This is a genomic window from Jeongeupia sp. HS-3 (assembly GCF_015140455.1).
Lineage (GTDB): Bacteria > Pseudomonadota > Gammaproteobacteria > Burkholderiales > Chitinibacteraceae > Jeongeupia.
On sequence record NZ_AP024094.1, the window covers coordinates 946,885 to 966,369 of the forward strand.

General features: G+C 64.4%; 19 protein-coding genes. 9 read left to right on the forward strand and 10 right to left on the reverse strand.

Annotated elements, in window-relative coordinates; genetic code table 11:
* Nucleotides 1–17: 17 nt before the first annotated feature.
* The 6 genes from JLC71_RS04465 to JLC71_RS04490 all read right to left on the reverse strand — a co-directional run bounded on the left by JLC71_RS04465 (nt 18) and on the right by JLC71_RS04490 (nt 5,242).
* A complete protein-coding gene (locus tag JLC71_RS04465) occupies nt 18–323 on the reverse strand; it encodes a panthothenate synthetase (protein WP_200917465.1) in 306 nt (101 codons plus the stop codon).
* Between the two features lie 202 nt (nt 324–525).
* The gene (locus JLC71_RS04470) at nt 526–876 is read right to left on the reverse strand and encodes a cytochrome C oxidase subunit IV family protein (RefSeq protein WP_200917466.1); all 351 of its coding nucleotides are present in this window, start codon (nt 874–876) and stop codon (nt 526–528) included.
* Nucleotides 877–1,027: 151 nt separating this feature from the next.
* Complete coding sequence (locus tag JLC71_RS04475; RefSeq protein WP_200917467.1) at nt 1,028–1,759, reverse strand: cytochrome c oxidase subunit 3; 732 nt, start codon at nt 1,757–1,759, stop codon at nt 1,028–1,030.
* Nucleotides 1,760–1,778: 19 nt separating this feature from the next.
* Nucleotides 1,779–2,351, reverse strand: coding sequence for a cytochrome c oxidase subunit 3 (locus tag JLC71_RS04480; protein WP_200917468.1), 573 nt, complete (start codon nt 2,349–2,351; stop codon nt 1,779–1,781).
* Nucleotides 2,348–4,084, reverse strand: a complete 1,737-nt coding sequence (ctaD, locus tag JLC71_RS04485; RefSeq protein ID WP_200917470.1) for a cytochrome c oxidase subunit I — start codon at nt 4,082–4,084, stop codon at nt 2,348–2,350. Before ctaD ends, JLC71_RS04480 begins: the two co-directional genes overlap by 4 nt.
* 9 nt (nt 4,085–4,093) lie before the next feature.
* Nucleotides 4,094–5,242 carry a c-type cytochrome gene (locus tag JLC71_RS04490; protein ID WP_200917472.1) on the reverse strand — a complete coding sequence of 383 codons (1,149 nt, stop codon included), beginning with the start codon at nt 5,240–5,242 and terminating at the stop codon, nt 4,094–4,096.
* A 269-nt stretch (nt 5,243–5,511) separates the two neighbouring features.
* On the opposite strand from JLC71_RS04490, the gene JLC71_RS04495 reads away from it, so the two are divergent.
* The 7 genes from JLC71_RS04495 to cobA all read left to right on the forward strand — a co-directional run bounded on the left by JLC71_RS04495 (nt 5,512) and on the right by cobA (nt 15,091).
* Nucleotides 5,512–6,087, forward strand: a complete 576-nt coding sequence (locus JLC71_RS04495) for an ANTAR domain-containing response regulator (RefSeq protein WP_200917474.1) — start codon at nt 5,512–5,514, stop codon at nt 6,085–6,087.
* A 15-nt stretch (nt 6,088–6,102) separates the two neighbouring features.
* Nucleotides 6,103–7,263: a CmpA/NrtA family ABC transporter substrate-binding protein gene (locus JLC71_RS04500; RefSeq protein ID WP_200917476.1), complete on the forward strand. Its 1,161-nt coding sequence runs from the start codon at nt 6,103–6,105 to the stop codon at nt 7,261–7,263.
* Nucleotides 7,264–7,591: 328 nt separating this feature from the next.
* Nucleotides 7,592–8,794 (forward strand): nitrate/nitrite transporter, encoded by a 1,203-nt coding sequence (locus JLC71_RS04505; RefSeq protein ID WP_200917478.1) that lies wholly within the window; start codon nt 7,592–7,594, stop codon nt 8,792–8,794.
* Nucleotides 8,795–8,807: 13 nt separating this feature from the next.
* A complete protein-coding gene (gene nirB / locus JLC71_RS04510) occupies nt 8,808–11,255 on the forward strand; it encodes a nitrite reductase large subunit NirB (protein ID WP_200917480.1) in 2,448 nt (815 codons plus the stop codon).
* The gene (gene nirD, locus JLC71_RS04515; RefSeq protein ID WP_236250976.1) at nt 11,252–11,581 is read left to right on the forward strand and encodes a nitrite reductase small subunit NirD; all 330 of its coding nucleotides are present in this window, start codon (nt 11,252–11,254) and stop codon (nt 11,579–11,581) included. Before nirB ends, nirD begins: the two co-directional genes overlap by 4 nt.
* 17 nt (nt 11,582–11,598) lie before the next feature.
* Nucleotides 11,599–14,337, forward strand: coding sequence for a nitrate reductase (locus tag JLC71_RS04520; RefSeq protein ID WP_236250977.1), 2,739 nt, complete (start codon nt 11,599–11,601; stop codon nt 14,335–14,337).
* Nucleotides 14,338–14,353: 16 nt separating this feature from the next.
* Complete coding sequence (gene cobA / locus JLC71_RS04525; RefSeq protein ID WP_200917484.1) at nt 14,354–15,091, forward strand: uroporphyrinogen-III C-methyltransferase; 738 nt, start codon at nt 14,354–14,356, stop codon at nt 15,089–15,091.
* Here cobA and JLC71_RS04530 read toward each other — a convergent pair.
* The 4 genes from JLC71_RS04530 to JLC71_RS04545 all read right to left on the reverse strand — a co-directional run bounded on the left by JLC71_RS04530 (nt 15,088) and on the right by JLC71_RS04545 (nt 17,541).
* Nucleotides 15,088–15,477: a hypothetical protein gene (locus JLC71_RS04530; RefSeq protein ID WP_200917486.1), complete on the reverse strand. Its 390-nt coding sequence runs from the start codon at nt 15,475–15,477 to the stop codon at nt 15,088–15,090. The two genes, cobA and JLC71_RS04530, sit on opposite strands and share 4 nt — an antisense overlap.
* 138 nt (nt 15,478–15,615) lie before the next feature.
* On the reverse strand, nt 15,616–16,029 hold the full coding sequence (locus JLC71_RS04535; RefSeq protein WP_200917488.1) for a DoxX family protein: 414 nt from the start codon (nt 16,027–16,029) through the stop codon (nt 15,616–15,618).
* 17 nt (nt 16,030–16,046) lie between these two features.
* The gene (locus JLC71_RS04540) at nt 16,047–16,538 is read right to left on the reverse strand and encodes a YybH family protein (protein WP_200917495.1); all 492 of its coding nucleotides are present in this window, start codon (nt 16,536–16,538) and stop codon (nt 16,047–16,049) included.
* A gap of 16 nt (nt 16,539–16,554) precedes the next feature.
* A complete protein-coding gene (locus JLC71_RS04545; RefSeq protein ID WP_200917497.1) occupies nt 16,555–17,541 on the reverse strand; it encodes a zinc-binding dehydrogenase in 987 nt (328 codons plus the stop codon).
* Between the two features lie 143 nt (nt 17,542–17,684).
* Between JLC71_RS04545 and JLC71_RS04550 the strand changes: the two genes are divergently transcribed.
* Both JLC71_RS04550 and JLC71_RS04555 read left to right on the forward strand, forming a co-directional pair.
* Nucleotides 17,685–18,545: a LysR family transcriptional regulator gene (locus tag JLC71_RS04550; protein WP_200917499.1), complete on the forward strand. Its 861-nt coding sequence runs from the start codon at nt 17,685–17,687 to the stop codon at nt 18,543–18,545.
* A gap of 132 nt (nt 18,546–18,677) precedes the next feature.
* Nucleotides 18,678–19,370: an alpha/beta hydrolase gene (locus tag JLC71_RS04555; protein WP_200917501.1), complete on the forward strand. Its 693-nt coding sequence runs from the start codon at nt 18,678–18,680 to the stop codon at nt 19,368–19,370.
* Nucleotides 19,371–19,485 lie beyond the last annotated feature (115 nt).

Consider the following 19,485-nt stretch of genomic DNA (forward strand, 5'->3'; position numbering starts at 1 on the left):
GCGGTGTCAGGCGGATTTCACGCCCACTTCTTGCCAAGCTCATCCAGGCCCGCTTTCTGTAAATCCTCCGGGCTCATCAGAATGCGGAATTTGCAATCGGCCTCGAAATTGAGGAAGAACGGCTCGGCAAAGAAGGGCACATCCGATGGCGTTTGGACGTTAACAACGAAGATGCCACCGCGTTTGCCGTCTTGTTCGGTGAAATAGGCCGTCTCTGGCTTGATGGCTTCGAGAATGCGCCCGATGATCTCGCCCGCTTTTCCGTTCCTGACGAGGGTGTTGAAAGGCTCGACCGGGAATTCGACCGCAAGTAGCATTTTCATCTGATGACCTCCCGCGGCAGTTGAAGGGGGGTGCCGCACACGCCTGGGAGATGCGCCAGAACGGGCGCACCGCTTTGATCAATATATGGATGCAGCACGCCGCGATGATCTATTTGTCGCCATCGGCCGGACTGTCGGCGGTGTTCGGGCAAATCAGGTCGAACAGGATCGTGACCGCTCAAACAATGAGCCGTTCGGGGGTCTAAGGCCGCTGCGTCTGTCCGCCTGTTTCCACGCTCGCCGGCGCGGTGAAGAAAGTGCCGCGTGCGGTGGCGATGTAATCGGCTTCGAACGCCATCAGGCTCACCAGCACCAGCAAGCAGAGCGGCGGCACCAGGATCGCGCAGACGAGGGCGAGCCGCTCCCACGCCATGTGCATGAATACGCAGACGATCAGCCCCGCCTTGTACAGCATGAAGGTCATGATCAAGGTCCAGCGTAGCGCGCCTTGGACTTGAAAGTAATCGACCAGATAGGAGAAGGCGCTGAGGACGAAGAGCAGCCCCCAGACTGTCAGGTACAGGCTGAGCGGATGTTGTTGACCGTGTTCCATGATGGCCCTCCTGATTGGCAATCTGACAAGTGCCGGTCAAGCGTTTAACGTCGCGCACAAAACGCCGATGGCAAGGCGTGCGAGGCGCAGACAGTACAAATGGGTACGGCAAGCGAGCACAACGCAGCAAGCGGCGTTTTGTGCACTGCGTTCACCACAGGTAAAAGAACGCGAAGATGAATACCCAGACCAGATCGACAAAGTGCCAGTACAGGCCGGCGATTTCGACCCGGTTTGCATCGCTCAGGCTTTCATCACCGCCATCACCCCGAGGTTCATCGCGGCGTGCCTCGGCGTTGCGCTTGAGCAAGCGCGTGGCGACGGTGGCGAGGTAAATCACCCCGGCGCTGACGTGCAGGCCGTGAAAGCCGGTGATCATGAAAAAGCACGCGCCGAACTGCGCCGCGCCGAGCGGGTTGCTCCACGGGCGCACGCCTTCCGCGATCAGCTTGGTCCATTCGAACGCCTGCATGCCGACGAATAGGGCACCCAGCGCGGCGGTAGCCAGCATCAGCGCGGCGGCGCGGGCCCGTTCGCGGCGATAGGCGAAGTTCACCGCCATCGCCATCGTGCCGCTGCTGCTGATCAGCACGAAGGTCATGATGGCGATCAGCAGCAATGGCAGCTTGCTTGCGCCGATCTGCAGCGCGAACACCTCGCTCGGGTTGGGCCACGGCTCGGCGGTGGTCATGCGCACAGCCATATAGCCGCTGAGGAAGATGCCGAAGACGAAGGTGTCGGACAGCAGGAACACCCACATCATCGCCTTGCCCCAGGGCACCTTGAATGCCTCACGGTCGGCGGACCAGTCGGCGGCAAGGCCGCGCACGCCGGATGGCGCGGTGGTCTCGGCGGTGGCGGGGGAAGGCGTTGACTGGGGCATGATGATGACCTCTGCGAGCTTACCCGCTGCCGCAAATGGCCTGCAGCGTGGCCGGCGGAATCAGGAACAGCACGCCGTACAGCAGCAGCCAGACCAGCAGCAGGAAGTGCCAGTAGCGTGCGCACAGGCGCGCTCCCAATGCGACATCCGCACCGCACCGCGCACGGGCCAGCAGTACGCCCAGTGCGACCAGCCCGCCAAGTACATGCAGTCCGTGCATGCCGGTGAGCAGGTAGAAAAAGCTGTTGGCCGGATTGCCCGCCACCAAAAACCCAAGCGCGTGCAGCTGCTGCCAAGCGACGAGCTGGCCGGCCAGAAAGGCGCAGCCGAACAGGCTGCCGAGCCAGAGCGCGGTCTTGTCGCGCGGGCGCATCACAGCCCAATGCAGCGAGATGCTGGCGAGCAGCAACGCCAGCGTGTTCCAGCGCAACAGCGCCGGCTCGGGCGGGCGTAGCCAGTCCGGGCTGACCGACCGCACCGCGTAGGCCTGGATGAACTGCAGGAACAGCACCGTGATCACGGCGAGCAATACCCACAGGCCGAGGCGGGCGGCGGCGTCCGGTTGGTTCGGGCGGGTGGCGGCCTGGTTCATGGCGCCTCCTTGCTGGACTCAAAGTCGCCCAGTGGCGACGTCGAGGTCTGCGGTAGAAAATCCTCATCGGCGCCGGGTACGCTGTAATCGTAAGGCCAGCGGTGTACCTCCGGCAGGTCCGGCCCCCAGTTGCCGTGGCCGGGCGGTGTTTGCGGGGTTTGCCATTCCAGCGTGGTCGCGCCCCACGGGTTCGGGCCGGACGGCTTGCCGTTGAACGCGCTGCGGACGAGGTTGTAGAGGAAAACCAGCTGGAACACGCCGACGATCAGCGCGGCCACGGTGATGAAGGCGTTCAGCTGCTGCGCTGATGGCGGGATGAAGGCGTAGTTGTCGTACGCGTAATAGCGGCGCGGCATGCCGAGGATGCCGAGGTAGTGCATCGGAAAGTAGATCGCGTAGCTGCCGACGAAGGTCACCCAGAAATGCAGCTTGCCGAGCGTGTCGTTCAGCATCCGGCCGGTGACTTTCGGGTACCAGTGATAGATGCCGCCGAAAATCGCCAGGATCGGCGAAACGCCCATCACCATGTGGAAGTGGGCGACGACGAAATAGGTGTTCGACAGCGGCATATCGGTGCTGACATTGCCGAGAAACAGCCCGGTCAGGCCGCCGATCACGAAGGTGCTGACGAAGCCGATGGCGAACAGCATGGGCACGGTCAGGTGGATGCTGCCGCGCCAGAGCGTGAGCAGCCAGTTGTAAACCTTGATCGCGGTCGGCACGGCGATGACCAGCGTGGTGGTGGCGAAAAAGAAACCGAAGTAGGGGTTCATGCCGCTCACGTACATATGGTGAGCCCATACGACGAAGCTGAGCACGCCGATGATGATGATGGCCCACACCATCATCCGGTAGCCGAAGATGTTCTTGCGCGCATGCGTGCTGAGAAGGTCGGACACGATGCCGAACGCAGGCAGCGCGACGATATAGACCTCGGGGTGGCCGAAGAACCAGAACAGGTGCTGGAACAGGATCGGGCTGCCGCCCTTGTAAGCCAGCGCCTGCCCCATCGACACCACGGCAGGCATGAAGAAGCTGGTACCGAGCAGCTTGTCGAACAGCATCATCACCGCGCTGACGAACAGTGCCGGGAAGGCCAGCAGCGCCATGACGGTGGCGACCAGGATGCCCCACACCGTCAGCGGCAGCCGCATCAGCGTCATCCCGCGCGTGCGCGCCTGCAGCACAGTGGTCACGTAGTTGAGGCCGCCCATCGTCGCGGCGACGATGAAAATCGCCAGCGACACCAGCATCAGCACGATGCCGCCGCCGCTGCCGGGCGTGCCGGGCAGGATGGCTTGCGGCGGATACAGGGTCCAGCCCGCGCCGGTCGGCCCGCCGGGAACGAAGAAACTCGCCATCAGCACCACGACGGCGAGCAGATACATCCAGTAGCTGAGCATGTTGAGGAAGGGGAACACCATGTCGCGGGCGCCGACCATCAACGGGATCAGGTAGTTGCCGAAGCCGCCGAGGAACAGCGCGGTCAGCAGGTAAATCACCATGATCATGCCGTGCATGGTGACGAACTGGTAATAGTGGGCCGCGTCGATAAAGGCAAAACGGCCGGGAAAACCGATCTGCAAACGAATCAGATTGGACAGCACCAGCGCCACCAGCCCGACCAGAATCGCGGTGACCGTGTACTGCACCGCGATCACCTTGTGGTCCTGACTCCACACATAGCGGGTCCAGAAACTGTGCGGCGCGTGTTCATGTTCCGAGTAGGCCATGACATTCCCTTACCGCTGCGCGGTATTCGCCGCAGGTTTGCCGGACAGCGATTTGATATAGGCGATCAGCGCGTTCACCTCCTGATCGCTCAGCTCGGCTTTCGGCATGATGGGCTGGAAGCCGTCGACCAGCGTGGCGTTCGGCGCGGTGATCGCTTCCTTGAGATAAACGTCGTCGACCAGCGCGGTCTTGCCGCCCGCCAGCCGCTCGCGCTTGCCGTACAGGTCCTGCCAGCCCGGGCCGACGCCGGAACTGGTGGTCGGGCTGTGGCAGGCTACGCAGCCCTTGCTTTGCGCCAGCGCCTGCCCCTGGCTGACGAGCGTCGCTCCCGGCGTCGCCGCCGTCTCGGGTTTGGCGGTGGCTGCGGAGGGCGAAGTCGCCACGCCCGCTTGCTGTTTGTCCAGCCATGCCCGATACGCGGTTTCATCATCGACCACCACGTAGCCGCGCATATTGGCGTGGCCCACGCCGCACAACTGCGCGCACAGGATCTCGAAGCGCCCGGTCTTGGTCGGGGTGAGCCAGAGCGAGGTGACCATGCCCGGCACCAGATTCATCCGGGTGCGAAACGGCTGGACAAAAAAATCATGCAGCACGTCTTGCGAGCGCAGCAGGATTTTCACCGGCTGATTGACCGGCAAATGCACTTCGGGGGCGTTGATCAGCACATCGTCCCGCCCGCGCGGGTCGGCCGGGTTCTGGCCAAAGGGATTGGCCGGGCTGATAAAGCGCACGTCGGTCGATCCCAGCCGGCCATCGTGGCCGGGCAGGCGGAAGCGCCATTGCCATTGCTGGCCGACCACCTCGATGACCGCCGCCTGTGGAGGTGCGCGAATGAGGTCGGCATAAACAAACAGTCCCGGCGCCAGCATGGCGGCGATGCCTATTGCGGTCAGCCCGATCAGCCATAGTTCCAGCTTGCGATTGCCCGGCTGGTAGGCGGCGCGATGGCCGTCGCGGCGGCGGAAACGGACAAGGCAGTACGCGATGAAAACATTGACCGCGACGAATACCGCGCCGGTGATCAGCAAGGTGATGGCCAGCGTGGTGTCGATCAGCCCCCAGTTGGAGGCCAGCGGCGTATACCACCACGGGCTGAGGGCGTGGAACAGAATCGCGGCGATGACCAGTACGATCAATACGATTGCGAGCGCCATGGGATGTTACCTGTCGCTTGGCCCCAAACGCGCCGATGGGTGCTATGCCCATGCGCGCTGGTGTCGTTTCAAGCTAGCACATCGTCATCGGCGCACCGGCTTTGCGCGGTAATCGGGCGACGGCCTGCGGTTTTGTCCGGCATCGGGTGATCCAGGGGCTGTCGCTTAGGCTAAAAATCTGTTCCCGATCTTGTTGCGTGATTTCCTGATCGGGGCTCGGCACGCAACTTGCTTGAACTATGCTGATTCATTTGCAAAATCGTGCCCCTATGCTCCGCGTCCTCCTCGTCAACGATACCGCCAAGCCCATCGGCACCCTGCGCGATGCGCTGGCGTGCGCCGGCTACACGGTGATCGCCGAGGTCAATGGCGCCGCGGCCTTGCTGCATGCGGTGGAGTCGCAACGCCCCGATGTGGTGATCATCGATACCGAATCGCCATCGCGCGACACGCTCGAACAACTCGCGGTGATGGGCCACGCCGCGCCGCGACCAGTGGTGATGTTCGCCGATCGCTGCGAGCCGCTGGCGATGCGCGCGGCGGTCAGCGCTGGCGTCACCGCCTACGTGGTCGATCACGTCGGCGCCGACAAGCTCGCACCGATCATCGACGTGGCGCTGGCGCGTTTCGAGGAAGAGGCGCGGCTGAAAAAGCGCCTTGCCAATGCCGAGCAGCAGCTGGCCGACCGCAAGCTGATCGACCGCGCCAAGGGCATCCTGATGGACAAACGCGGCCTGTCCGAGGCCGAGGCGTTTACCACGCTGCGTGATCAGGCAATGAAGCAGGGAATCAAGATCGCCGAAGTGGCGCGCCAACTGATCGCAATGGCCGATTTGCTCGGTTAAGCGCGAGGAAAAAACATGTCCCACCTCTACGAATCGCTGCCGGGCTACCGGATCACCGGCTCCGACGCGCCCGAAAAAACCGTGCTCAAGCTTGGCTTCGTGCCGCTGTCCGATTGTGCGCCGCTGGTGGTCGCCAAGGTGCTCGACCTTGGCCGTGCGCACGGCATCGCCATCGAGTTGCACCGTCAGCCGTCGTGGGCGGCGGTGCGCGACAAGCTGCTCTCGGGCGAACTGGATGCCGCGCATTCGCTGTACGGCCTCGTCTACGGCGTGCAACTTGGCATCGGCGGGCCGCAGGCCGATATGGCCGTGCTGATGACGCTGAACCAGAACGGCCAGGCGATCACGCTCTCGAACCGGCTGGCGGATGCCTTGCAGTCCGGGCGCAATCTGCGCGAGCTGCTGACGTTCGAGTCGCGCCGCCACGTGCTGGCGCAGACCTTCCCGACCGGCACGCACGCGATGTGGCTGTATTACTGGCTGGCATCGCAAGGCATACATCCGCTCGACGACGTGAAGTGCGTGGTGATTCCGCCGCCGCAAATGAGCGCTGCACTGGCGTCCGGCGTGCTCGACGGCTATTGCGCCGGCGAGCCGTGGCACGCGGTGGCCGAGGCCGAAGGTCATGGGCGCACGGTGATCCGCAGCGGCGAAATCTGGCCCGACCACCCGGAGAAAGTACTCGCGTGCCGGCGTGACTTCGTGACCCGTTGCCCGAACGCCGCGCGGGCGCTGACGATGACGCTGCTCGAGGCCTGCCGCTGGCTTGACGATCCGGGCCATCGCCGCGAAGCCGCCGGCTGGCTGTCCGGCCCCGGCTACGTCGGCCGCGGCAGCCAGCTGATCATGCCCCGGCTGTTGGGTGACTACGGCCGCTTGGGCGATACCGCACCCTTGATGCGTTTCTTTGGCGGCGGCAGCGTCAACTATCCCTATCTGTCGGACGGCCTGTGGTTCCTTAGCCAGTACCGGCGCTGGGGTTTGTTGCAGGGCGATATCGATCTGCTCGCCATCGCCCGCGGCATCAACCAGACCGCGCTGTACGACGAAGCCGCCTCAAGCCTCGGGGTGATGCAGCCCGCCAGCGCCATGCGCAGCAGTACGCTGATCGACGGCAAGGTCTGGGACGGTCGCGACCCGCAGGGCTATGCCGACGGTTTCGACATCCGCGCCTAGCCCTTGGCGGATGGGCGGCGCTGATGCGCCGATCGGTGATGTTGCAGTGCGCAAATGCTGTGCGCATGGCGTGCCGATTGCACCGATGCGGTGCACCAGGCCGGGGCGGTATGACCCGAAAAGCCAGCAAATCCCGAGCGTGAATGAAAACCGTGATCTGGCACGGCCTTTGCTGAAGATGAGGTGAGCGGCACAACGGCGTGCCGCTCACTGAATCAGAAGTGAAGGCCAACGGCGGTTTTCAGCTTCAAGGACAACGGCGTCCCTTCGCACCCCACGGTGCGGATGGACGCCGTTTTTGTTTTGCCATCGAGCTTGGGAGAGTGTCATGAACCGTTCCTTCTGGCGTGCCGGGCATACGCCGACGCTGTTTTCCGCCTTCCTTTATTTCGACCTCAGCTTCATGGTCTGGTATCTGCTCGGACCGATGCAGGTGCAGATTGCCGGCGATCTGAACCTCAGTACCCAGCAGCGCGCCTTGATGGTGGCGACGCCGATTCTGGCCGGGGCGATCCTGCGTCTGGTCATGGGCGTGTTGGTTGACCGGATCGGCGCCAAGCGCGCCGGGTTGATCGGTCAGCTCATCGTCATCGTCGCCTTGCTCACCGCCTGGCAGGTCGGTTTTTCGACCCTGACCGGCGCGCTGACGCTGGGGCTGTTCCTCGGTGTCGCCGGCGCGTCGTTCGCCGTCGCGCTGCCGCTGGCATCGCGCTGGTATCCGCCTGAGCATCAAGGCACGGCAATGGGCATCGCCGGCGCCGGCAACTCGGGCACCGTGCTTGCGGCGCTGTTTGCGCCGATGCTGGCGGTCGCCTTCGGCTGGCAGAACGTGTTTGGTCTGGCGTGCATTCCGCTGGTGATCACGCTGCTGGTCTATGCCCGCAATGCCAAGGATGCGCCGGGTGCCGCGCCGAAGAAAAAGCTTGCCGACTACCTGGCCGTGCTCGGTGAGAAAGATGCGTGGTGGTTCATGTTCTTTTACGCGATCACCTTCGGCGGTTTCGCAGGCTTTGCCAGCGCCTTGCCCGGTTACTTCCACGATCAGTTCGGCTTCGATGCCAAGACGGCCGGTTTGTACACCGCCGCCTGCGTGCTGGCCGGTTCGGTGATGCGCCCGATCGGCGGCGTGCTGGCCGACAAGGTTGGCGGCACCAAGTCACTGCTCGTCGTCTACACCGCAACGGCCTGCCTGATCGCCGCCGCCGGTTTCGGCCTTGGTGGCTCGGCGGGGGCGGTGACGTTGTTCATCGCCGCGATGCTCTGCCTTGGTGCCGGCAACGGCGCGGTGTTCCAGCTGGTGCCGCAACGCTTCGGCAAGGAAATCGGCGTCATGACCGGGCTGATCGGCATGGCCGGTGGCGTCGGCGGCTTCGCACTGGCGGCAAGCCTGGGCGCGATCAAGCAGGCGACCGGCGATTATTCGACCGGCCTGTGGTTGTTCGCCTGCATTGCCGCACTGGGCTGGATGAGCCTTGCCGGGGTGAAGCAACGGTGGCGCAGTGACTGGTCCGTCGCAGCCGCCCGCGTTTAAGGAGTGATTCAACATGAAAAAGCCAAAACTCGTCGTCGTCGGCAACGGCATGGCCGGCATCCGCACCGTCGAGGAGCTGCTGACGCTGTCACCCGATCTGTACGACATCTGCGTCTTCGGTGCCGAGCCGCACCCGAACTACAACCGCATCCTGCTGTCGCCGGTTTTGGCCGGCGAGCAGGAGTTCAAGGACATCGTCCTCAACCCGCTGGCCTGGTACGCCGACAACAACATCCGCCTGCATCTGAGCAAGAGCGTGGTACGGATCGACCGGCACCGCCGCGTCGTCGTCGCCGACGATGGCACCGAGGAGCCGTACGACCGGCTGCTGCTGGCGACCGGGTCGACGCCGTTCATCCTACCGGTACCGGGCAAGGCGCTGAAGGGGGTGATCAGCTACCGCGACATCTACGACACCGAAACGATGATCGCCACCGCCAAAACCAAGAAAAGCGCCGTCGTCATCGGCGGCGGGCTCTTGGGGCTGGAAGCGGCCAACGGCCTGAAAATTCGCGGCATGGACGTGACCGTGGTGCATCTGGGCGAATGGCTGCTCGACAAACAACTCGACATCACCGCCGGCAAGCTGTTGCAAGCGTCGCTGGAAGAGCGCGGGCTGAGCTTTCTGCTGCAAAAGCAGACGTCCGATCTTGTCGGCAACGATGGCGGCGAAGTCACCGCGATCCGCTTCAAGGATGGCGATGAAGTCGCTGCCGATCTGGTGGTGATGGCCGTCGGCATCCGCCCGAATACCGCGCTGGCGGAGTCGGCCGGGCTGCATTGCAACCGCGGCATCGTCGTCAGCGATGCGCTGCAAACGTTCGACCCGCGCATTTACGCCGTCGGCGAGTGCGTCAGCCACCGTGGTGTCGCTTACGGCCTGGTCGCGCCACTGTTCGAGCAGGCCAAGGTCTGCGCCAACCATCTGGCGCAGCTCGGCATCGGCCAGTACAAGGGCTCGGTGCTGTCGACCAAGCTCAAGGTCACCGGCATTGACCTGTTCAGTGCCGGTGATTTCATGGGCGGCGAGGGCACCGAGGACATCGTGCTGTCCGACCCGGCCGGCGGCGTCTACAAGAAGCTGGTGATCAAGGACGACCAGCTCGTCGGCGCCTGCCTGTACGGCGATACCGCCGACGGCGCGTGGTACTTCAAGCTGCTGCGCGAAGGCCGCAAGATCGCCGACCTGCGCGAATCGCTGATGTTCGGCGAATCCGCGATCGGCGATGCCGGCGTCGCCGGCCAGAGCCGTGCCGGTGCGATGCAGGACAGCGACGAGGTCTGCGGCTGCAACGGCGTGTGCAAGGGCACCATCGTCAAGGCGATCAAGGACAAGGGCCTGTTCACTGTCGACGATGTGAAGAAGCACACCAAGGCCGCCAGTTCCTGCGGCTCGTGTACCGGCCTGGTCGAACAAATCCTGATGAACACCCTGGGCGGCAGCTTTCAGGAGACGCCGAAAACCAAGGCGATCTGCGGCTGTACCGACCGCAATCACGGCGAAGTGCGCAAGGCGATCCGCGAGCATCATCTGCTCGATCACAAGGCGGTGTACGACTTCCTCGAATGGCGCACGCCCAACGGCTGCGCGACCTGCCGCCCGGCGGTGAACTACTACCTGCTCTCGACCTGGCCCAAGGAGGCCAAGGACGACCCGCAAAGCCGCTTTGTCAACGAGCGGGTGCACGCCAATATCCAGAAGGACGGCACCTTCTCGGTGATTCCACAGATGAAGGGCGGCGTGACCAATTCGTCCGAGCTGCGCCGCATCGCCGACGTCGCCGACAAGTACCACGTACCGATGGTCAAGGTCACCGGCGGCCAGCGCATCGACCTGCTCGGCGTGAAAAAGGAAGATCTCGTCGACGTGTGGAAGGACTTGGGTATGCAGTCGGGCCATGCCTACGGCAAGTCGATCCGCACGGTGAAAACCTGCGTCGGCAGCGAGTTCTGCCGCTTCGGTACGCAGAACAGCACGCAGATGGGCATCGACCTCGAAACCATGCTCGCGAACATGTGGTCGCCGCACAAGGTGAAGCTGGCGGTGAGCGGCTGCCCGCGCAATTGCGCCGAATCGGGAATCAAGGACGTTGGCGTGATCGCCGTCGACAGCGGCTGGGAGCTGTATGTCGGCGGCAACGGCGGCATCAAGACCGAGGTGGCGCAGTTCTTCGTCAAGGTCAAAACCAGCGATGAGGTGAAGGAGTACAGCGGTGCCTTTCTGCAGCTGTACCGCGAGGAGGCGTATTACCTCGACCGCACCGTGCATTACATCGCCCGCGTTGGTCTCGATTACATCAAGCAGAAGGTCGTCGACGATGCGGCCAACCGCAAGGCGCTGTTCGAGCGGCTGCTGTATTCGCTCGAAGGCTTGCCCGACCCGTGGGCCGCACGGATCGCCGGGGCGCAAAAGAGCGAATACATCCCGATCAAACTCGTCCCCGCAGGAGAGCCGGCATGAACGCGCCAATGATTGCTGAACAATGGCTGCGCGTCTGCGCGGTGGACGACATCCCGATGCTAGGCAGCCGGGTCATCGCGCGCGAGGCCGGCAATATTGCGGTCTTTCGCACCGCCACCGACAGCGTGTTTGCCTTGCTCGATCGCTGCCCGCACAAGGGAGGGCCGTTGAGTCAGGGCATCGTCCATGGCGAAGCGGTGACGTGCCCGCTGCATAGCTGGAACATCGACCTGAGTTCCGGCGAGGCCAGGGCGCCCGATGTCGGCTGTGCGCGGCGGTTTCCGGTGAAGGTCGAAAACGGCGACGTCTATCTGGCCTTGGGGTAAGGGCGAGGAGTATGGCGATGAAAACGGTCACGAAGTCCACGTGTTGTTACTGCGGCGTCGGCTGCGGCGTGCTGATCGAATCGGACGGCGACAGGATCACCGGCATCCAGGGCGATCCGTCGCATCCGGCCAACTTCGGCCGGCTGTGCACCAAGGGCATGACGCTTCCGGCTACCGCAGCCAGCCTGACCGGTCGGGCGCTGTACCCGGAAATGCGGCTGACGCGCGATGCCGCACGGCAACGCATCGACTGGGATGCGGCGCTTGACACGGTGGCCGAACGCTTTGCCGACATCATCGAGCGCCACGGCCCGGATTCTGTGGCGTTCTACGTGTCCGGCCAGTTGCTGACCGAGGATTACTACGTCTTCAACAAGCTCGCCAAGGGGCTGATCGGCACCAACAACATCGATACCAACTCGCGGCTGTGCATGAGCAGCGCGGTGACCGCGTACAAGCTGGCGCTGGGTGCCGACGGCCCGCCGACGTGCTACGAGGATCTGGAGCTTGCCGATTGCGTGCTGTTCGCCGGCAGCAATATGGCGTACGCGCATCCGGTGCTGTTCCGCCGGCTCGAAGCCGCCAAGGCGATGCGCCCGGCAACGCGCTGGATCGTGATCGACCCGCGCCGCACCGATACCGCTGCGATGGCCGACCTGCACTTGCAAATCCAGCCCGGCACCGATGTGGCGCTGTTCAACGGCATGTTGCATCACCTGATCTGGGAAGGGCTGGTCGACCCGACGTATATCGCCGCGCACACCGGCGGCTTTGCTGAACTCAAAAAGCTGGTGCGTGATTACACGCCGAAAATGGCGGCCGAGCTGTGCGGCATTCTCGAGGCCGACCTGATTCAGGCTGCCGAATGGTTTGGCCGCAGTGACGGCGAAGGTTCGGCTAGACGTGGCGGCGGCGCCACGCTGTCGCTGTACTGCATGGGTTTGAATCAATCGGCGCACGGCACCGACAAGAATCTGGCGCTGATCAACCTGCATCTGGCCACCGGCCAGATCGGCAAGCCCGGTGCCGGGCCGTTTTCGCTGACTGGCCAGCCGAACGCGATGGGCGGGCGCGAGGTCGGCGGCATGGCGACGATGCTCGCGGCGCATCGCGAGATCGCCAGCCCGTCTCATCGCGCCGAGGTCGCCGATATCTGGGGTGTGCCGAGCGAACGAATCTCCGGCCAGCCGGGCCTGCCGGCGGTGGCAATGTTCGACGCGATCCGCGCTGGCAAGATCAAGGCGGTATGGATCGCCTGTACCAACCCGGCGCATTCGATGCCAGATGCGGGGCAAGTCACCGAGGCGCTGGCGGCGGCCGAGTTCGTCGTGGTGCAGGAAGCCTTTACCCAAACCGATACCGTGCCGTTTGCCGACGTGCTACTGCCGGCGGTAACCTGGGGAGAGAAGGACGGCGCGGTAACCAACTCGGAGCGGCGCATTTCCCGCGTTCGCGCCGCCGTCACCGCGCCGGGCGAGGCCAAGCCCGATTGGTGGATCGCGTCCGAAGTCGCGAAACGGATCGAGGCACGCTTGTATCCCGATGCGGCATCACTGTTTCCGTATACCGAAACCGCGGCCATTTTCGACGAGCATCGTCGTCTGACCCTGGGCCGTGATCTCGATATTGGCGGACTTGATTACGCCTTGCTTGAATCGCACGGCCCGCAGCAATGGCCGCTGCGCGCCGGCATGAAGCAAGGCATTGCGCGTCGTTACGTCGATGGCACGTTCGCGACGCAAGACGGCCGTGCACGCTTTCACGCTACGCCGTACAAGCCGGTGGCCGAGCCGACCAACGCACACTATCCGTTCCACCTGCTCACCGGTCGGCTGCGCGATCAATGGCACGGCATGAGCCGCAGTGGCCGGCTGCCGCAACTGTTTGCGCACACGCCGGAACCGAGCGTGACGATGCATCCGCAAGACGCCGACCGACGCGGCTTCAAGGCTGGCGACTTGATGCGGGTGGAGAGCAAGCGCGGTGGCCTGATCCTGCCGCTGGCGATTTCCAGCGATGTACAAAGCGGCAGCGTCTTCGCCGCGATGCACTGGAGCGGCCAGTTTTTGAACTCGGCGGGCATCAACGCAGCCAGCCTGTCGAGTGTCGATGCCAAATCATCGCAGCCCGAACTCAAGCACGCCGCGGTGCGGATCGAGCGCGCCGAGCTGCCGTGGCGCGCGGTCGCGGCGCTGCGCAGCGACGACGTGCTGGCGCTGCACGCGGCGGTACAACCGCTGCTGGCCGAGTGCGATTACGCGGCGATCAGCCTGCAAGGCCGGGATGTGCTGGTGCTGCGTGCCGCCTGTGTCGAGGCGCCGGCGGCGTGGCTGGAAAAACTGTTCGCCGCGCTCGACCTGCAGCCGGGCGCCGATGTGCTCGAATACCGCGATGCGCGCCGCAATATGGTCAAGCGTGTCGGCTGGCGCCGCTTTGAGGCTGGAGGCAGCGCGCTGCTTGGCTTCGTGTTCGCCGGCGATGTGGCTGCCGCCGATGGCCTGCTCGACAAACTGCTCGAAGGCGAAGCGTGGCAAGGCCCGCGGCTGGCGGTGTTTTCGCCCAAAGGCATGGCCGCCGCGCCACGCGATCGCGTCGTGTGCAGCTGCAAGCAGGTCAGCGAATCGCAGATACGCCGGCTGACCGCAGTCGGTGCCGGCATCAACGAATTGAAAGCGAACCTGGGCTGCGGCACCGTCTGCGGCTCGTGCGTGCCCGAACTGAAACGCTTGTGTGCCCCGTCGTCACAAGCCGCTTGAACCGGAGAGAACCATCATGCGAAACGGTAAAGTCATCCTGCTTGGCGCTGGCCCCGGCGATCTGGATTTGCTGACGATCAAGGCCGCCAAGGCGCTGGCCGTCGCCGATATCCTGCTGCTCGACGATCTGGCCAATCCCGACATCGTCTCGCTGGCGCCGCAAGCGCGGGTGATCCGGGTCGGCAAGCGCGGCGGTTGCAAGTCGACGCCGCAGGATTTCATCCAGCGGCTGATGCGCCGCTATGCGCTGGCCGGCAAGGTGGTGGTGCGGGTCAAGGGGGGCGAGGTGCTGCTGTTCGGCCGCGCTGGCGAGGAAATCGCCTACCTGCAGGCGGCCGGGGTCGTGGTCGAGATCGTCAACGGCATCAGCTCGGGTCTTGCCGCTGCGGCCAGCCTCGGTATCTCGCTGACGCACCGCGAGCATTGCCGCGGGGTCACCTTCGTCACCGCGCATGCGCAAGATCATTCCGAGCCGGACTGGAATGCGCTGGCTGCGACCGGCACGACCCTGGTGATCTATATGGGCATGAGCCGGATCGACAGCCTCGCAGCCGGCTTGATGCGGACGCTGCCGCCGTGTACGCCGGCGGCCGTGGTCCAATGGGCGAGCACCGAGCGCGAGCAAAGGCTGGTGACGACGCTGGGTGCGCTGGCCGGCGATGCCGAGACCGCCGGCCTGGGCAGTCCGGCGATCATCCTCGTCGGCGAAGCGGTCGGCGAGGCCATGCAGACCGCGCTGCCGCTGGCGGCTTAGCGGTACTTGATCGCGATACCGACCAGACGCTGGCCTTCGATGTCCTGCACCGTTGCGGCCCAGTACGGGCCGGAGACATAGGCGCCGACCGGCTGGATGCGGTCGTAGACGATGACGACCGCATCGGCGCCAAGCAAGGCCGCCTCGGTGCGCAGCCTGTTCTCGATATCGGCGACGGCCGGTGCCGGGTCGGTGCTGGCGTCGATCTTCACTTCGCCGATCCGGTCGAACGGTTTCTTCGGTTCCTCGCGCAGGATCTGTACCGACGCCGGGCTGGTCGCAGCCGGGTGTGGCGCGCCGACGTACTGGGTCGACGTGGCGTCGATGCTGGCGCAGGCCGCGAGCAGCAGGGCAACGGCGGCGGTGAGGAGCGGTGCGGCTTTCATGAAGGTCTCGCTTGGAAAGATGAGAATCAATTGCGATTGTAGCGCCAGCCGGAATCGTTGCCATCGAGAACTTCATTGCACAAGGCCGAGCGTGAACCCGCCCAGACGGGGTTCACGTTCGGTGGTCACGCCAGCGCATCAGCTACCAGCGGGATGAGATCGGTCCTTGCACCGGCACGCATCCAGACTGAAGCGGCCCGGGCCATGCATGGCCAGCACGATGAAGCCGCCCGCCATGGCCAGGTTCTTCAGGAACATGATCATCTGGATCTGATCGCCGAACTGCGTGTGGAACAGCGCGGCCGTCGCTAGGCAGAACCCCGCCAGCAGGGCTGCGGCGATGCGCGTCTGGTAGCCGACCAGGACCAGGATGCCGGCGCCGACCTCGAAGGCGATCGTTGGCCAAAGCAGGATGGCGGGCACGCGCATGGCCTCCATATAGGCCGCCGTGGCCGCCAGCGCCCCGATCTTGCCCAGGCCGGCGAGGATAAAGATCAGTGCCATCAGCGCACGGGCGATCAACACTGCGATGGATTGGACTTGGATGTTCATGATGGGACCTCGCTGAATCAGTTCGGCCGCGGGGGCGGATTGGTGGTAGTGAAAATATAGCGGGCAAAGCGCCATTGCCCATCCGTTTCCCGATGAAAGAGGAACAGCTCCTGATTGGCTTCGGGGCCGCCCGGCTGGTCGCTACCCACCGCCGTGGCGGTGCCGCTCGAACGGGTGCGGGCGAATGCCCAGTCGCGTGACAGCAGGCGGATTTCGTCGATCTGGAAACGGATGTCGAGCTTGATCGCGCCGAACACACGTGTGTAAGCCTCACGCACCGCCGCACGCCCGACCGATGGCGGGCTGTGCTGCGGCATGAACACGCTGTCGTCACTGTAGAGCGCCATCACGCGTTCAATATCCGCAGCGTTCAGTGCCTGCTCGTAACGGTTGAGCTGGCCGGTGATGGCGGTTTTTACCGCCGTGCCGGTTTGGGGCTGGGCGGCAAGGGCCGGCAGGGTGGTGCCGAATGCTGCTGCGGCCAAGGCCAGACGAAAAGTCCTGATCATGATGTCTCTCCCGGGTTCAAACGACGACGACGAGTTTGCCGAGCGCCTGATTGCTTTCCATCAGGCTGTGGGCGCGACGGACATCGTCGAACGCAAAGGTTTCCACCCGCAGCGACGGGATGCGTTGTGCGGCGATGCCCTTGGCGATGTGGCGCAACGGGGCATCGTCGAGCGGCAATGCCGCCGTACCGAGCAAGCCGCTGCCGAAGAAGCTCAGCCGTGTGGCGTTGGGCAGGTCCTGCATCAGGTTGAACTGATCGAGCACCGGCGGGCCGCCAAGCAGGCCGATGACCGCGACCGCACCGAAGGGCTTCAGTGCCTTGACGGTATCGCGCAGTGTCGAGGCGCCGACGACCTCCAGCGCCGCGTCGACGCCGTCCGGGGACAGTGCCTTGACCGCTTCGGCGATCTGGCCGTCATCGACGATCACCGCGTCCGCACCGACCTGTTTCAGCCGATCCGCGTTGGCGGCCGAGCGCGTGGTCGCGATCACCCGCAGTCCGAGCTCCTTGGCGTAGGCGACGGCCGCGAGGCCGACCGACGCGGTGGCGCCGCGGACCAGCAGCGTCTGGCCCGCATGAACGGCCAGCGTTTTGACCAGCGCACCCCAAACGGTGAGATAGGACTCGGGCAGCGCCGCCAGTTCTTCCCACTGCAGTGCCACATCGTCGAGCGATATCACGTTGCCGCGCAGCACCGCGACTTCCTCGGCATAGCTGCCGGTACGGCTGAACTGCAGCCCGCCCATCGCGGTGGCAACGCGCTGGCCGGTGCGGAAGGTGCCGGATGGATCGGCGATGACCTCGCCGACTGCCTCGATGCCCGGCACCCTGGGGCCGTCGATCGCGCCCATCTTGCCGGCGCGCAGATAGGCCTCGGCGCGATTGAGGCCGAAGGCGCGCACGCGGATGTGCACTTCGCCCGGCCCGGCTTGCGGTGCGGGAATGTCCTTCAGCTGCAGGACTTCCGGGCCGCCGGCTTGTTCGATGACATAGGCTTTCATGATGTGACTCCTGTGATGGAATGCTCAACCGGCTTGTCCGGCTGATGGGGTCACGATATGCCTGCCGTTATTCGCAAAAAACCCCCTATATTCGTAATCTTCTTATCAAAAATGGAAGGGTTGGGCGGATGGATCTCAATGCCGTGCAGATGTTTGTGGGCGTGGTTCAGGCGGGCAGCCTGTCTGCCGCGGCCGCCCGCCTGGATATGCCGCTGGCGACCTTGAGCCGCCGCATTCGCGAGCTGGAGCGCGAGTTGGGGGTACAGCTGCTGGAGCGCTCGGTGCGCGGCACCAAGCTCACCGATCCGGGCATGCGGCTGTACGAGCACGCGAGCCGGGGCGTCGAGGCGCTGGCCGAAGCGGAGCGGGCCGTGGTCAGCGATCAAGCCCGGCTCAAAGGCATCCTGCGCCTGTCGCTGCCGCCGGCGTTCGAGCCGTGGTGGGATTTGCTGGCGCTGTTTCAGCAGCGTTACCCGGACATCCGCCTCAGCGTGCAGACCACCGAACGGCGGGTCGACCTGATCGAGGACGGGGTGGATGTCGCGCTGAGGGTCGGCACGATCGCGCACGAGACCATGGTGGCGCGGCACCTGATCACCTACCGGCACGTGCTGGTGGCCGGGCAGGCCTTGCTTGAACGGCTGGGCAGCCCCGAGGTGCCCGACGATCTGCATCGCTACCCGTGCGCGACCTGGCGCCCCGGCCCGGCTGGCATTGCAGGTTGGCAGCTTGGGCAACAGCTGTTCGAACCCCGACCGATACTGGCGACCAATGATTATCTGCATCTGCGCAGCCGGGCGCTGCGCGGCGAGGTCGTGACCGAACTGCCGCCGTTTCTGGCCGCCGAAGCAATCCGGGACGGGCGCCTCGTGGCGCTGCTGCCGGCCCATCCGCTGCCCGAGCAGCAGCTCAATCTGCTGTATCCGTCACACCGGCATCCGTCGTCGATCGTGCGGGCCTATCTCGACTTCTGCCAGACCGAACTCGCCGGCTTCGTTGCTTAGCGGAATCAAGCGCTGCGGCTTGCCATTTCCGGGAGGAAATCTGCCGGTTTTGCGACTGCACGCCAGCACGCAGATGCGGCTATACGTGTCTTAACGCTGGCTGAATCCAGCAGCACTTTCGAGAGAGTCATCATGCCACTGGTTAAAAACATTGTTCTCGTTCACGGCGCGTGGGGCGATGCTTCGCACTGGCGCCACGTCATTCCGCTGCTGCACGCCAAGGGTTATCACGTCAGCGCGGTACAGAATCCGCTCACTTCGTTGGTTGACGACATCAGCCGTACCGGCAGTCTGGTGGCCGCGCAGGATGGCCCGACCCTGCTGGTCGGACATTCCTACGGTGGCGCGGTCATCACCGGCGCAGGTTTGGCGCCTAACGTCGTTGGTCTGGTTTACATCGCGGCGTTCGCACCCGACGAAGGAGACAGCCTCGGCAGCATCTTTGCCAGGCAGGCACCGCCCTCGGGGGCGGCCAGTATCCGGCCGGACAAGGAGGGTTTTCTGTGGCTGGATCGCAGTAGCTTCAGGGATAGCTTCGGCGGCGATCTGGACGAAGCCGATGCACTGGTGATGGCGGTGACGCAAAAGCCGATTTCCGGGCGTTGTTTTGAAGACCAGAGTGGCGTGCCTGCGTGGAAAACCAAACCGAGCTGGTATCAGGTATCGACTCGGGACCGGATGATTCCGCCGGAGACGGAGCAGTGGATGGCGGAGCGGATCAAGGCCAGGAAGATCGTGTCGCTGGACGCAAGCCACGCGTCACTGGTATCGCATGCCAGCGAAGTGGCCGACCTGATTGATGAGGCTGCACGATCGCTGGGGTAATGGAAAGGGGGGGCAGCTCCCGGTCACGCCCGCCGTGGGCTGGATGACGCTGATCCCCATGATGCTCAATGAGATAGCCCCTGGCATGGCCAGGGGCTATCTCATTTTTAGCAAT